The 15,303-nt window shown below is 29.9% G+C and carries 15 protein-coding genes; 7 read left to right on the top strand and 8 right to left on the bottom strand.

Annotated features, from left to right (window positions below; genetic code table 11):
• Positions 1-52 precede the first annotated feature (52 nt).
• Together ylqF and SOI86_RS07630 are read left to right on the top strand one after the other, a co-directional pair.
• On the top strand, positions 53-925 hold the full coding sequence (ylqF, locus tag SOI86_RS07635; RefSeq protein ID WP_320681238.1) for a ribosome biogenesis GTPase YlqF: 873 nt from the start codon (positions 53-55) through the stop codon (positions 923-925).
• Positions 916-1,875: an RluA family pseudouridine synthase gene (locus SOI86_RS07630; protein ID WP_320681237.1), complete on the top strand. Its 960-nt coding sequence runs from the start codon at positions 916-918 to the stop codon at positions 1,873-1,875. Before ylqF ends, SOI86_RS07630 begins: the two co-directional genes overlap by 10 nt.
• Here the strand turns inward: SOI86_RS07630 and SOI86_RS07625 are convergent.
• Positions 1,868-3,466, bottom strand: coding sequence for an ABC transporter ATP-binding protein (locus tag SOI86_RS07625; RefSeq protein ID WP_320682516.1), 1,599 nt, complete (start codon positions 3,464-3,466; stop codon positions 1,868-1,870). The genes SOI86_RS07630 and SOI86_RS07625 overlap by 8 nt on opposite strands.
• Positions 3,467-3,521: 55 nt before the next feature.
• On the opposite strand from SOI86_RS07625, the gene SOI86_RS07620 reads away from it, so the two are divergent.
• Positions 3,522-5,831, top strand: coding sequence for a bifunctional (p)ppGpp synthetase/guanosine-3',5'-bis(diphosphate) 3'-pyrophosphohydrolase (locus tag SOI86_RS07620; protein WP_320681236.1), 2,310 nt, complete (start codon positions 3,522-3,524; stop codon positions 5,829-5,831).
• A gap of 18 nt (positions 5,832-5,849) precedes the next feature.
• Here SOI86_RS07620 and SOI86_RS07615 read toward each other — a convergent pair whose 3' ends face one another.
• Positions 5,850-6,293, bottom strand: coding sequence for a DUF2062 domain-containing protein (locus tag SOI86_RS07615; RefSeq protein WP_320681235.1), 444 nt, complete (start codon positions 6,291-6,293; stop codon positions 5,850-5,852).
• Between the two features lie 66 nt (positions 6,294-6,359).
• Between SOI86_RS07615 and mnmE the strand changes: the two genes are divergently transcribed.
• From mnmE to SOI86_RS07595, 4 genes are all read left to right on the top strand, one after another.
• On the top strand, positions 6,360-7,742 hold the full coding sequence (gene mnmE / locus SOI86_RS07610; RefSeq protein ID WP_320681234.1) for a tRNA uridine-5-carboxymethylaminomethyl(34) synthesis GTPase MnmE: 1,383 nt from the start codon (positions 6,360-6,362) through the stop codon (positions 7,740-7,742).
• 82 nt (positions 7,743-7,824) lie between these two features.
• Positions 7,825-8,691, top strand: a complete 867-nt coding sequence (gene nadC, locus SOI86_RS07605; RefSeq protein WP_320681233.1) for a carboxylating nicotinate-nucleotide diphosphorylase — start codon at positions 7,825-7,827, stop codon at positions 8,689-8,691.
• Between the two features lie 27 nt (positions 8,692-8,718).
• Entirely contained in the window at positions 8,719-10,533 is a 1,815-nt protein-coding gene (argS, locus tag SOI86_RS07600; protein WP_320681232.1) for an arginine--tRNA ligase, read from the top strand.
• Entirely contained in the window at positions 10,533-11,642 is a 1,110-nt protein-coding gene (locus SOI86_RS07595) for a histidinol-phosphate transaminase (RefSeq protein WP_320681231.1), read from the top strand. Before argS ends, SOI86_RS07595 begins: the two co-directional genes overlap by 1 nt.
• Here the strand turns inward: SOI86_RS07595 and SOI86_RS07590 are convergent.
• From SOI86_RS07590 to prfB, 6 genes are all read right to left on the bottom strand, one after another.
• Positions 11,639-12,364: an MBL fold metallo-hydrolase gene (locus SOI86_RS07590; protein WP_320681230.1), complete on the bottom strand. Its 726-nt coding sequence runs from the start codon at positions 12,362-12,364 to the stop codon at positions 11,639-11,641. The two genes, SOI86_RS07595 and SOI86_RS07590, sit on opposite strands and share 4 nt — an antisense overlap.
• 19 nt (positions 12,365-12,383) lie before the next feature.
• The gene (locus tag SOI86_RS07585; protein WP_320681229.1) at positions 12,384-12,980 is read right to left on the bottom strand and encodes an aminodeoxychorismate/anthranilate synthase component II; all 597 of its coding nucleotides are present in this window, start codon (positions 12,978-12,980) and stop codon (positions 12,384-12,386) included.
• A gap of 12 nt (positions 12,981-12,992) precedes the next feature.
• Positions 12,993-13,403 (bottom strand): diacylglycerol kinase family protein, encoded by a 411-nt coding sequence (locus tag SOI86_RS07580; protein ID WP_320681228.1) that lies wholly within the window; start codon positions 13,401-13,403, stop codon positions 12,993-12,995.
• Positions 13,404-13,409: 6 nt separating this feature from the next.
• Entirely contained in the window at positions 13,410-13,949 is a 540-nt protein-coding gene (gene ybeY / locus SOI86_RS07575) for an rRNA maturation RNase YbeY (RefSeq protein WP_320681227.1), read from the bottom strand.
• A gap of 6 nt (positions 13,950-13,955) precedes the next feature.
• Entirely contained in the window at positions 13,956-14,138 is a 183-nt protein-coding gene (locus SOI86_RS07570; RefSeq protein ID WP_320681226.1) for a DUF3285 domain-containing protein, read from the bottom strand.
• Between the two features lie 3 nt (positions 14,139-14,141).
• Positions 14,142-15,264 (bottom strand): peptide chain release factor 2 gene (gene prfB, locus SOI86_RS07565; protein ID WP_320681225.1). Its coding sequence is split into 2 segments (ribosomal slippage): positions 14,142-15,188 and positions 15,190-15,264, totalling 1,122 coding nucleotides; the frame shifts between segments, so codons are not numbered across the junction.
• Positions 15,265-15,303 lie beyond the last annotated feature (39 nt).

Below are 15,303 nucleotides of genomic sequence, written 5' to 3'. Positions count from 1 at the left end.
TTGAAACTTATAAAAACTAAAAGGAATACAAAATTTTATTTGATTTATTGAAGTGGACATACCCAGAATTCAATGGTACCCAGGCCATATTGCAAAAGCAGAAAAGAAATTATCTGAAGTTATTAATAAAGTAGATTTAGTTATAGAAGTTAGAGATGCACGAATTCCTTTGTCCACAGGACATCCACACTTAAATCAATGGATAAATAATAAAAAACATATTCTTGTTATTAACAGGTCAGACATGATCTCTCCTAATACAATCAATAGTTGGAATAAATGGTTTAATGCTAAAGATCAATATCCTCTTTGGTGTGATGCTAAAAAAGGAATAGGTATTAAAGAAATTTGTAAGTCCGCCAAAGAATCTAGATCATCAATCGACGATAGAAGACTCTCTAGAGGAATGCGAATTAGGCCAATTAGAGCCCTTACACTTGGTTTCCCAAACGTAGGTAAGTCAGCATTAATTAATAGAATTGCAAAAAAAAGAGTTGTAGATAGTGCTAGGAAAGCAGGCGTTACTCGTAATTTAAGATGGATAAAATTAGAAAGTGGTATAGATCTGCTAGATGCTCCTGGTGTTATACCTCCAAATTTAGAAGATCAAAAATCAGCACTTAATCTTGCATTATGTGACGATATTGGTGAAGCTGCTTATGAAATAGAGAGTGTCGCAATTGGATTCATCAAAATTATATCCACTCTCAACAAAGATAAGAATGCGAATATCTCAGTAAAAAAAATCTCTAATAGATATGGCGTTGATATTGCAAAAGGCTTTAAGAGTCCTTCTGCTTGGATCGGCGAAGCAGCTTCAAAACATACCTCAGGCGATAAAAGGAGAATGTCTCATAAATTATTGGAAGATTATAGAAATCAAATGCTTGGTAAAATTGCTTTAGAAGTCCCAAAATGGAATTAAATAATCAAAATACTTTCGGCATTGGAGAAGGTGAGCTTATAGAAATTATTTATGAGCTACCTCTTCCTATGAGGCTAGACAGATGGTTGGTAAGTAAAAGGCCAGAACAAAGTAGAGCAAGAATTCAACATTTTATAAATTCAGGTTTAGTACTTGTAAATTATAAGACCGCGAAAGCAAAAACCCCATTAAAAAATGGCGACAATGTTCAAATATGGATGCCTCCTCCAGAACCTCTTATTTATTTGAAACCTGAAAAAATGGATTTAAAAATCCTTTTTGAAGACGAGCACATCATAGTTATTAATAAACAATCAGGACTAATTGTTCATCCAGCCCCTGGACACAAATCTGGAACTTTAGTTAATGGATTACTTTTTCACTGTAATGATCTACCTGGAATTAATGGGAAACTAAGACCTGGTATTGTTCACAGATTAGATAAAGATACCTCCGGATGTATGGTGGTAGCAAAAAGCCAAGAGGCATTAGTAAATCTCCAGAAACAAATTAAAGAAAAAATAGCATCACGCGAATATATTGCAGTAATTCATGGAGCACCTAATTCTGAAGAAGGCAAAATAGTGGGACACATTGGCAGAGATAAATTAAATAGATTGAAATATAAAGTAGTTGAAGAAACTTCAGGAAGATATGCCTGTACCTATTGGAAATTAGAAGAAAGATTTGGCAATTACTCATTAATGAGTTTCAAACTAGATACGGGGCGAACGCATCAAATAAGAGTTCATTGCGCTCACATTAACCATCCAATTGTGGGTGATCCGTTATATGGAAGATGTAAAAAACTACCATGTAAATTAGAAGGCCAAGCTTTACACGCTATTAAGCTTGGACTTATACATCCAATAAATGGTAAAGAAATGATATTTGAAGCAGAATTACCATTAGATTTTCAAAAATTACTAAGTGTTCTTAAAGTTAAATGAGATTTAAAGAGGAATTTAGAAGCGATTTTGTATAAGCGTTTTGAGTTTTAGTGAATATTGTAGAACTTTCTCCTTCATCAACTATCTTTCCGTGATTCATAACTAGCAACCTATCACAAAATCTTTTAGCAATTCCTAAATCATGAGTGATAAAGATAATCGTTAAATTCATTTTTTCTTGAAGGAATCTAAGTAATTCAAGAATCTCTATTTTTACTGAAGCATCTAACATATTTACGCTCTCATCACAAATCAAAATTTTTGGTTTCAAAAATAGTGCCCTTGCTAGTGAAATTCTTTGCAATTGACCACCAGATAATTGACTAGGATAAGAATTAAAAAAATTATTATTTAAGGGAAGATTTAAATTTCTAAACATTACTTTTATTTCCTTTTCAATTTTTCTTTTATCTGAAATTTTTTGAATAAAAAATATATCTTCCAAAATATTTTTAATTGTCATTTTTGGATTCAAACTTGAAAAAGGATCTTGAAAAATAATTTGCATATCATTGTGATTTTTAAAAGATTTATTTTTTTTCGATGCATCATTATTATTATAAATTTTTATTTCACCTCCTCTAACTTTCAGAAGTCCAATTAAAGCCCTACATAATGTACTTTTACCGCTACCAGAAGAACCAACTATTCCAAGAGTCTCATTCTTATATAATTTGAAACTAACTTCATTTAAAGCCTTATTCCATTTATTCATAAAAATTGAAGAATTTAATTTATACCAATGTCTTAAGTTATTTACTTCTAGAACGACCTCATCTCGAACATTATTTTTAGTATTTGGTTCTAAAACTATTTTTGAGGCATTTAATAAATTTATCCCAATATCTGATTTTGGTAATTGAAAAATATCTAAAATATTTCCTTTTTCAACAATCGATCCCTGTTCAATTATTGCAACTTTTTTACACCACTTTGCTGCAAGATTAATATCATGGCTAATTAAAATTAAAGTAGTATGGAATTCATTACATAAATGAATTATTTCTTGCATAATTTCAAAACTTGTTCTGGTATCTAGGCTTGTTGTAGGTTCATCAGCTATTAATAATTTCGGTTTTAAAGCAAGAGCCATTGCTATAGAAACTCTCTGTCTCATTCCACCGCTAAATTGATGAGGGAAAGAATCAAGTCTGCTTTCTTCAATTCCTACTTTTTGAAAAACTTCTTTTACTAATTTTTTAATAAGTACAGATGATCTAGTTTGATCATGAGTTTTAATTAATTCATATAAGTGATCCCCAACTCTCATAAGTGGATTAAGTTTTTTTATGGAATCTTGATATATAAATCCAAAAGTTTTTCTTCTAAATAGTTGTGCTTCTTTGTTATTTATTTTCCTAGGATCTACATTAGCAATCGATAAATACCCTTTAGAACTAGCCTTTTCAGGCAATATATTTACTAATGTTTTTGCAAAAGTAGTCTTTCCACATCCAGAGGGTCCTATTATAGCCAAATGATCTCCTCTATCTATTTCAAGATTAAAATTTTTGATAATAGGTTGCTGTTTTAAACCATATTTAACAGTAAGATTTTTAACTACAAGAATTTTTTCTTTATTTATTTCCATGATTTTATAGCAAATTTTTCTAGACATAAATAAAATACATCTAAAGCAATATAAAATGTCTGAGGCAGCTGCAAATTCAAAAGAAAAAAACGAAATTGAAGTTTCCAAAACTATTTTGCCTGAAAATAAAAAATATGAAAGTGAATCTTTGAATTATCAAATAAAAATCCCAGATTGGCTTCTTGACGATATTAATAATTTTGAAAAATCAAATAAAAAAAATGATGATGATCAAAACCTTATAGTAAAAGCTTTTAAACTGGCTTATAAAGCACATGATGGACAAGTTCGCGCGAGTGGCGAACCATACATTATCCACCCAGTTGCTGTAGCAAATCTCCTCAAAGAAATAGGTGCTAGTTCATCTGTTATTGCTGCAGGACTCTTACATGATGTTGTTGAAGATACTGGCGTTGATTTATCCGAAATAGAAAAAAATTTTGGATTAGAAGTAAAAATACTTGTAGAAGGTGTAACAAAATTAGGAGGTATTCACTTCAATAACAGAACTGAAGCACAAGCTGAAAATCTTAGGAAAATGTTTTTGGCTATGGCCAGCGATATCAGAGTTGTTTTAGTAAAACTTGCAGATCGACTTCATAACATGAGAACAATTGAATGGCTTAATGATGAGAGAAAACAAAGAATAGCTAGAGAAACAAGAGAGATTTATGCACCATTAGCTAATCGACTAGGAATCAATAGATTTAAATGGGAATTAGAGGATTTAGCTTTTAAATTATTGGAGCCTAAAGAATATCAAGATCTTAAAGATCAAATCGCGGTTAAAAGAAGTGATAGAGAAAAAAGATTAAAAGTAACTTTGAATCTTATGAAAGAAAACTTGGTCTTAGCGGGTTTAAAAAACTTTGAAATAACTGGCAGACCAAAACATCTTTATGGCATCTGGAGCAAAATGGAAAGACAGCAAAAGCAGTTTCACGAAATTTATGATGTTGCTGCTCTAAGAATTATTGTGGATAATTCAGATAGTTGTTATCGAGCTTTAGCGGTTGTACATGATACTTTCAAACCAATTCCAGGCAGATTTAAAGACTATATAGGATTACCAAAACCCAACGGATATCAGTCCCTACATACTTCAGTAATTGGAAGACATCGACCTATTGAAGTTCAAATTAGAACTACTGCCATGCATCAAATTGCAGAATATGGTATTGCCGCTCATTGGCAATATAAAGAGGGTGGTTCTCCTGCCAAAAGCAATGCTGAAAGATTTAATTGGTTAAGGCAACTAGTTGAATGGCAACAAGAAGGTAATGAAGGGGATCATAATGATTATTTAGCTTCAATTAAAGAAGATTTATTTGATGAAGAAGTATTTGTGATCACTCCAAAAGGAGATGTTGTGGGATTAAGAAAAGGATCTACTGCAATCGATTTCGCCTACAGAATTCATTCTGAAGTTGGAAATCACTGTAATGGAATAAGAATTAATGACAAGCTTTCTCCATTATCTACAGCACTTCAAAATGGTGACTTCATAGAAATTTTGACAAATAATAATGCCACTCCAAGCTTAGATTGGTTGAACTTTGTAGTTACGCCAACTGCTAAAAATAGAATCCGCCAATGGTATAAGAAAAGCCATCGGGATGAAACGATTAGAAGAGGTAGAGATTTACTCGAAAAAGAGGTAGGTCGAAATGGCTTTGAAACATTACTTTCTAGTGATGCAATGAAAAAAGTTGCAAATCGATGCAATTTAAAAACTACCGAAGACCTTCTTGCATCACTTGGGTTTGGTGGTTTAACTATACATCAAGTATTAAACAGACTAAGAGAAGAAATAAAATTACAGACAGAGGATATTAAAAATGATTCTAATTCTGAGATAGCAAAATCTCTTAAAAGTAATAGTAATTTATCCACTAATAAATCTTATGCGTCAGCTAAATCACCAATTTCCGGGATAGAAGGTCTTGATTACAGAATAGGTAAATGCTGTACCCCACTTCCAGGCGAGGACATTATCGGAACTGTATCGCTTGGCAACCACGGTATAACAATACATAGGGCAGATTGTGAAAATGTAATTCCAATTCCAATAGAAAGAAGATTACCTGTTAGTTGGAATCAAGATAATAAAACTGGCGATAATAAGTTTCCAATTCAGCTACGAATAGAAGTAATTGATAGAGTTGGAGTCCTTAAAGATATTCTTATGAGGTTATCTGATAAAGGTATAAACGTAAGCGATGCCAATGTTAAAACTGCTTTTGGTAAACCAGCTATTATCAATCTCTGCGTAGGTCTAGAAAGTTATAATCAACTTCACAAAACAATTGACCAAATTAAATCAATGGCAGATGTTTTAGATATTGCCAGAGTTGGACAAAATTAATTTTAAAATCAGATCAATCTATCTTTTAATATTTATCTTGTAGATAACGAAAACAATACTGCCGCAAATCAAAGCTAATAAAAACCCAACACAAGATGAGCCTAAAAGTAATTTTAGGGAAAAAATTCTACCTTGTTTCCATAAGTCATCAATAACCAAACTTTTTTCAATAATTTTATTAGAAGAAGTATTTAAAAGAATCGAACCAACTTTATAGTTAAAATAATAAAGTGGAATATAAGTAAAGGGGTTACTTATCCAAGTCCCAATTGCAGCTAGAACAATATTTCCCTTAGCTAGTTTTGCAAAAAATACCCCTATTAAAGTCTGAAACCCAAAAAAAGGAAAGCAGCCACTAAATACACCTATAGCTAAACCTTTAGCATTAAAGAAAGGACTTCCATTCTGATTCCTAAATAATGATAGAATTTTCTTATAGGTAATATCTCTTTTAGATCTCATTCAGAAAGAAAAATTCAAAATTAAATTCTTGATAATTTTACTTAATTATCTATAACAAAGCGAGAGATGGATTCGATAGTTACTACAGAAGATACGATAGCGGCAATTGCTTCAGCTATAAGTATAGGGAAAGGAGGAGTTGCGATAATAAGAGTATCAGGGAAAGACTCAATAAATTCTTGCAAAAAGATTGTTACAACTAAAGCTAAATATGCATGGGAATCACATAGAGTTTTTCACGGTTTTATTCAGGAAAAAAAACAAAATAAAATTATAGATGAGGTTTTAATTTTAGTGATGAAATCACCAAATAGCTTCACAGGAGAGGATGTTGTTGAACTACATTGCCATGGAGGAATTATCTTAGTAAATAAAGTTCTAAAGATATTATTATCTAGTAATTCTAGAGTTAGACTTGCAAATCCAGGAGAATTTAGTCAAAGAGCTTTTCTCAATGGAAAAATAGATCTTACTCAAGCCGAGTCAATTAATCAATTAATTAATGCAAGCAATATCAAATCAGCAGAGTTAGCTTTTAGCGGGGTTCAAGGAGAAATAAAGAAAAAAATTGATGATATAAAAAATGATCTTATAAATGAACTTTGCGAGATAGAAGCGAGAGTTGATTTTGAAGAAGACTTCACAGATTTTGATTACACCAAATATCTAAAAAACATAAAAAAAGTAAAAGAAAAAATAAAATTACTCATAGAAAATGCAAAAAGAAATTCATATATTCACAATGGAATATCCATTGCGCTTATAGGCAAAACAAATGTTGGTAAAAGCTCTCTACTAAATTTGCTTGCAAAAAAAGAGAAAGCAATCGTAACTAATATTCCTGGAACAACTAGAGATATTATTGAAGTAAATTTAACTATTAATGACATTCCTATGAAAATCATTGATACTGCAGGTATAAGAGAAACTCATGAACAAATTGAAAGTATTGGAATTAAAAAAAGTTTTGGTAAAATTAAAGATTCAGATTTTATAATTTATATTTATAGTCTTGAAGAAGGATTTAATGAAGAAGACAAAAAAATAATAAAAGAAATCCCCGAAGAAAAGTTAATTACTATTTTGGGCAATAAAAAAGATTTAATTGATTCTGAAAATATTAATTCAAATGATTTTAAAAAGACAATTCTTATGAGCATTAAAAATAATGATGGTGAAAGATTATTAATCGACACAATCATAAAAAAATGCGGATTAACACAAGTAGAAAATATCGATATATTTTTAAACGAAAGACATCTAAGTAATTTGTCTGCTTGTCTGTCTAATTTAAATGATACTGATCAAATAATTCAAAATAGATTACCATTCGATTTGTTATCAATAGAACTTAGAGATGGTATTCAAAACTTATCTAAAATAACTGGTCAAGAATTAACAGAGGAACTTCTAGATAATATTTTTTCTAAGTTTTGTATTGGTAAATAAATTTGAGTTAAATTACATAGTGAGATATAGTTTATTTTCTAACTTCAGTTAAATTTTTATTAATTAATTATTTTTTAGTTTAGTGGATTTAAATACTCCAATAATAAGTAAAATCGTTGATAGTTGGATCGATGAAGATATAGGTATGGGAGATCTAACTAGGTCTTCTATAACAGAAGAGAATGGAAATGCATATTGGATTGCAAAAGAAGAGGGTATATTTTGTGGTGTTGAAATCATAAAAGAAATTTTTAAAAAAATTGATTTAAAAATCAGTTCAAAATTTAATATCTCTGATGGAGATCAATTTGTTAAAGATCAAAAACTCCTGGAAATATATGGTCCTTCAAAAAGTTTGCTCGCTAGTGAAAGGATCAGCTTAAACATAGCAATGCATTTATCTGGAATATCAACATATACAAAGAATCTTGTAAATAAGTTAGAAGGCACAAATATAAAATTAGCAGATACTAGAAAAACAACGCCTGGCTTAAGAGTATTTGAAAAATATGCATTCAAGTGCGGAGGTGGAGTTAATCATAGAATGGGATTATACGATGCAGCTATGATAAAAGAAAATCACATTGCATGGACAGATAATCTTAATAATGCCGTAAAGAAAATTCGATTAAATTCGCCTTTTACAACTCATATCATAATTGAAGCTGAGAATATCGAACAGGCAAAAGAAGCAGTATTAGCAGGAGCAGATAGTATCTTATTAGATGAACTTAACCCTGAAACAATCAGAAAAAACGTTCGAGAATTAAGAGATTTATCAATGAATAGCTCAAAAAAAGAAGTCAATAAAAATTTGATAATAGAAGTTTCTGGAATTAATCCTAAAGAAATTAGTAAATATCTAATAAAAGGTATTGATTTGATTTCAACAAGTTCTTCAATTACCAAAAGTAATTGGATTGACTTAAGTATGCGTTATATTAATTAACTATATAGATAAATAATTGAATAATTAATGCTAATCATTTTTCAAGAATTAACAAAACACTTTGAACAATCTCTTTTAGATAGTCTTGAAAAAAATGATAAAAAAGGAGAATTCGAAAATCTTAGAAAAAATTTAATTACACAATCATCAAAAGAAGAGTTTGGTGATTATCAATGTAATGTTTGTCTAAGTTTATCTAAAATTTATAAAAAGAATCCAAGAGAGATCTCTAATGATTTTATTAACCTTTTAAATAAAAATAAAAGCATTTCAAAATTATGCAAGAGTCTAGAAATAGCAGGACCTGGATTTATAAATATAAAATTAAAAGATGAAGTTCTAATAAATGAAATCAAATCAAAAATTCAATGCCAAAGGGCTGGAGTACCTCTAATTAAAAAAGATTTAGATAGTGGCTTATCTAATAAAGTTATTGTAGATTTTTCTAGTCCTAATATTGCTAAAGAAATGCATGTGGGACATTTAAGATCAACAATAATTGGGGACTCAATATCCAGAATTTTCGAGTTAAGAGGTTATGAAGTATTAAGACTAAATCATGTTGGTGATTGGGGAACACAATTTGGAATGCTTATTACTCAGCTCAAAGATTTATATTCAAATGATTTAGAAGAAATAGGAAAGATCAACATAAGGGATTTAGTTGGATTTTATAAAGCATCAAAAAAAAGATTTGATAATGAATCTGAATTCCAAAAAAGATCGCGAGAGGAAGTAGTAAAGTTGCAAAGTGGAGATACAAAATCTATTCAAGCCTGGAAATTATTATGTGATCAATCGAGAAAGGAATTTGATGAAATATATAAAAATTTAAAAATAAAAATAAAAGAAAGAGGCGAATCTTTTTATAATCCCTTCTTAAAGTCGGTTATTGAGGATTTGAATTTTAAAAAAATACTCGTTGAAGATCAAGGAGCAAAATGTGTATTTTTAGATGGGATGACTAATAAAGAGGGCAAACCTTTACCGCTAATTATTCAAAAAAAAGATGGCGGTTTTAATTATGCCACTACAGATCTTGCTGCTATAAGATACAGATTCAATAAAGCTCCTAATGGGGATGATGCCTCAAGAATTATTTATGTAACTGATCATGGACAAGCGAATCACTTTGCTGGAGTTTTTCAGGTTGCAAAAAAAGCAAAATGGATCCCAGACAATTGTCAAGTAGACCATGTCCCTTTTGGGTTGGTTCAAGGAATTGATGGCAAAAAACTAAAGACAAGGGAAGGAGATACAATACGTCTAAAAGATTTATTAAAAGAAGCGGTTAAAAGAGCAAAAGAAGACTTATTGAAAAGATTAGAAGATGACAACCGATATGAAAACGAAGAATTTATTGCAAATACTTCAAGAATCATTGGCTTAGGAGCGGTTAAGTATGCAGATTTAAGTCAAAATAGGATTACTAATTATCAATTTAGTTTTGAAAAAATGCTTTCCTTGAATGGAAATACTGCTCCTTATTTGTTATATACACTTGTAAGAATTTTAGGAATTAAAAGAAAAAATGTTTTTGATTATGAATCTAAAGATTTTCAAAACATAAATTATGTTCATAAAGCCGAGTGGAAACTTATCAGAAAATTACTGAAGTTTGATGAAGTCATAATCTCTATTGAAAAAGACTTAATGCCAAATAGACTATGTAATTATCTTTTTGAGTTATGTCAGACTTTTAATAGATTCTATGATCAAGTTCCAATCCTCAAAGAAGAAAAAAATATTAAAATTTCTAGACTTAATTTATGTGACCTAACTTCAAAAACATTAAGATTAAGCTTAAGGCTTCTTGGAATTGAAACTTTAGAAAGAATGTGATGAACGATTTTGATACATTAAATAATCTTTTCCCAAAACCAAGAGAAGAAATAATAAATATGAAGTCTTACTCTGCACCTCTAGAAAATAGAAGAAATTTACTCCGGTTAGACTTTAATGAAAATACTTTAGGTCCAAGTCCTAAGGTTTTAGAGGCATTACAAGCGATCAAATTAGATGAGATTTCAATTTATCCAGAATATAACTTATTAAAAAAATTTTTATGTGATAAATATCTTGATTCAAGAAAATTTAATATTGATGAAATAGGAATTTTCAATGGAGCAGATGCAGCAATAAATGCGATTTTCAATTGCTTTGGAGAAAAAGATCAAATATTTCTCACCACAAATCCAACTTTTGGTTACTATTCTCCTTGTTCAGAAATGAGAGGAATGAAGAAAATAAGTTGTTCTTACTTAGGAGAAAACTTTCTTTTCCCAATAGAAGAATTTAAGGAAAAAATTATAAAGCATAATCCAAAGTTAATATTTATTTGTAATCCAAATAATCCAACAGGAACAGTTTTAAGCTCCCAAGAAATAATTAACTTAGCTAATATCAAACGAGATTCATTGATAATTGTTGATGAACTATATGAAAAATTTAATGGAAATAGTCTTCTTGAATCGATAGATTTTGAAAAGAATAATAATATACTAATAATCCAATCTCTTTCAAAAACAGCAGGTTTAGCTGGTTTAAGAATAGGGTTTACTTTTGGCAATAAAATTTTAATTCAATATATTAATAAAGTTACAGGACCATATGATGTCAATAGCTTTGCTGTAACAGCAGCATTAGCAGCACTTAAAGACAAATCATATATTGATAATTATGTTTTGGAAGTAAAAAAAGCAAGGGAATGGATTTTAAATAAATTCAAATCAACAACAATCAGAACTCATTTTAGTGGAGGTAATTATTTCTTAATTTGGCCCAAAAAAGATCCTAAAATTTTAATCCAACAGATGAGAGAAAAAGGTATTCTTATTAGAAGTATGGAAAACAAAAAAGATATTAGTAAGTCAATACGGGTTAGTATTGGAACTAAAGAACAAATGATTTTTTTCTGGGATCATTACAAAGTATTAGATTTAATAAATTAATTACCGAAAATATAAATTGTATTTTGATCGATTCTTTTAGGTTTTATTTGAAAATCTTTTCCAATATATTTTACTTTAAAATCTTTCATATTTTCTATAAATAAATCAGCATTTGAGAAATCACAGTCTTTATTAATTGTTTTACCCCTTGCAAAGTGAACTGGAATAACTACATTAGGTTTTAAGATCTTAACGATTCTTGAGGCTTCTTCTCCATCATAAGATTTTATGCCTCCTCCAATTGAAATAAATAAAATATCTGGTCGAGACAAAATAATTTGACTATTAATATCAATATCACCAGCTGCACCTCCCATATGAACAATTTTAAGATCATTCTGCTCCCAACTCCAAACAGTTGCCATCCCAAATCTTCTTCCATCTACTCTGTCATGTGGAACAGAAATTCCATTTAATAAAATATCCTCAAATTGATAGATTCCAGGCTCAACAAACATTAATTGATCATTTGGGTTATATCCCTCATCTGGAAGCCTAGAACTAGCCAAAATAAAATCTACGTTAACTTCATTTGGCTCCTTTAAATTACTTGCACAACCTATTGCTTTAAAGGGATTTATAAGGATCGATTTTTCTGCACTATTAATTAAAAAACTACTATGTCCCAAACTTTTTATTACTAAATTCCTTGCCAATAATGAGCTAGGTAAAAAAGAGCTAAGTAATATAAAAAAGAAAAAGTTTTTTATTTTAGAAATCATAATATAATTTTTTTTTATTTTACTTTTGTTGAGCCATTTTTAGAAAATTACTAAGTAATTTATGACCAAATTGTGTCAAGACACTTTCAGGATGGAACTGTACCCCATGTAAATGTTTATATTCTTTATGAGAGATAGCCATAATAGTTGAGTCTTCTAAAGTTGCAGTTATCTCGAAACAAGAGGGTAAAGAACCGGAATCAACTATAAGACTATGATATCGAGTCGCCACGAATGGAGTCTCGATACCTTTAAATAATCCTTTTTGATTATGAAATATTTTGGATGTCTTACCATGCATAAGTTCTTTCCCAACTATAACCTTACCTCCAAAAGCTTGAGCCAAAGCTTGATGCCCTAAACAAACTCCTAATGTCGGAATATTTTTAGATAATTTTCTTAGTATTGGCAGACAAATTCCAGATTGATCTGGATTCCCTGGGCCTGGAGATAATAGGATGCCGCTAGGATTTAGTTTGATAATTTCTTCTAAAGTAATTTCATCATTTCTTTTAACTATTAATTCTTTACTTATTTCATGCTCAACAGAAAGTTCTCCTAAATATTGAACAAGGTTATAAGTAAAACTATCGTAATTATCTATAACAAGAAACATATTTATATGGATTTAAGATAACAACTTAATTTTAGGTACAAAGATATATACAGCAATAATAACAGAATTAATGGAAGCTAATAATACTGCTCCTGCAGAAGTATCTTTTGATATTTTAGCCAAACCACTAAATTCTTTTTTTACTACTAAATCAACTATTGATTCAATAGATGTGTTTAAAATTTCTAATATTAAAACAGACATAATTGTGGCAATCAAAATTAAATAATTACTTAAACTAATTTGCAGTAATAAACCAATCATTAAACTTGTAACTGCAAAAATTAATTGAATTTTAAAATTTCTTGAAGTTTTTAATACGTAAATAATTCCACTGAAAGCATACTTAAAACTTATTAATACATTACTAGAAGTTTTGTATGATTCTTTTCTATTATCTAAAGAGTTTATTTTTTTTTCCATAGATTATTAATCTAATCGAGTAATTAAATATTCCTGAAAATTTAACATATTTTCCAAATCAAGATCATTATTATGTTCCCATCCCAAAAGATGTAAAAATCCATGACTAGCTAACCAGAGCATCTCTCTATAGATTGAATGTTTATATTCATAAGATTGCTCAAGTGCCATCTCAAATGATACAAGTATATCTCCCAACTCTACATGTTCTAAATTATTTAGAGATTCATCAAAAATGATTGGGAAAGATAGAACATCAGTTGGACCATTTTTTTGCATCCACTTCTGGTTCATAGAAGCAATTTCTTGATTAGATATTATCTGAAAGCCTAATGAAAAAGATTTTTTTTCAAAAATAAAATTCGGCAATTCATAATCATCTTTTTTTAATATTGTATTTATCCAAGATAAAAAAACTTTCTCCCAAAAAATAGATTCAAAAATAAGATTACTTTTAGTATCTTTTAACTTATTTGAATATTGAGAAAAATCATTACATTGAAAAACCAAATCTAAATCTATTTCAGAAATAATTTTTTCTTTCATAGATTCTTATACAGGAATATTGGGCTTACCTATTGTGGCCACAAGTATTAAAATTCCAATTAAAACTAAAAAGGTTATTGTGAAATGAGAAATACTTTTTGAACCCTTCCTTACCATATTTCTCATAGCAAGCTTTATAAAGCTTGGAGGAGCAACTTTTTTTTCTAAATTTTCGTTTTTATTTTCCATTAGTTATTCAATAGATTCGTTAGAAGAAATATTCATGCGTAATAATTCATGAATAAATGGTTCAAGTCCACCATCTAAAACACTATCTAGGTCGTTAGTCTCCTGCATAGTCCTAAGATCTTTTACCATTTGATAGGGATGGAAAACATAATTTCTTATTTGATTGCCCCATGCAGCTTCAACAATATCACCTTTAATATCAGCGACTTCTGCAGCTCGTTGTTCTTTAGCAATCACTAGTAGTTTAGACTTAAGAATTAACATAGCTTTTTCTTTATTTTGTAATTGAGATCTTTCTTGGGTGCATCTTACTGAAATCCCTGAAGGCAAATGAACAATTCTTACTGCTGTTTCTACTTTATTAACATTTTGTCCTCCAGCTCCACCGGATCTACTTGTTGTAATTTCTAAATCTTTTTCAGGTATATCAAGGGAAATATTTTCATCTAATTTTGGCATAACCTCAACCCCAGCAAAGCTGGTTTGTCTTTTGCCATTAGCATTGAAAGGCGAAATTCTTACTAATCTATGAGTTCCTTTTTCATGTTGAAGATAACCATATGCATATTTTCCATCAATTTCAAAAGTTACACTTTTAATACCTGCTTCTTCTCCTTGAGATAATTCGTTGATTGAAAGGTTCATTTGATTATTATCGGCCCATCTTGAATACATTCTCAATAATATCTCTACCCAATCCTGCGCATCTGTTCCACCCGCCCCTGCGTTAATAGAAACTACTGCTCCTTCCTTATCGTATTCACCACATAACAATCTTTCAAATTCCCATTTATCTAAATTCTCTCTTAGTTTCTTTAAGCCATGCTGAGATTCCAAAATCATTTCCTCTTCAGGTTCTAAAGAATAAAGCTCAAGAGAGGCATTAGCGTCAGAAATAAAAGTTTTCCATTTATCTAACAATTCGAGTTGTGCTTTGACATCATCAAGAATTAACATTTGCTTTTTCGCTTCTTCTTGATTCTCCCAAAATTCAGGCTGAGCAGAAAATTGCTCTAATTCTCTCCTTTTCGCTTTTAATCTTGGAACGTCAAAGACAATCCTGAGCATTACCCAGGCGCTCTGTTAGTTCCGAAAGATCTTTTTTGAAATCTGTAATATCTATCAAAATAGAATTTAATCGTTATTTATAATCTAACAAGCACTT

Origin of the sequence: Prochlorococcus sp. MIT 1314, assembly GCF_034093315.1 — a bacterium.
Classification (GTDB): Bacteria; Cyanobacteriota; Cyanobacteriia; order PCC-6307; family Cyanobiaceae; genus Prochlorococcus_A; species Prochlorococcus_A marinus_Y.
Note: the sequence above shows the minus strand (reverse complement) of the source record. Positions and strands in the feature narration are given on the sequence as shown.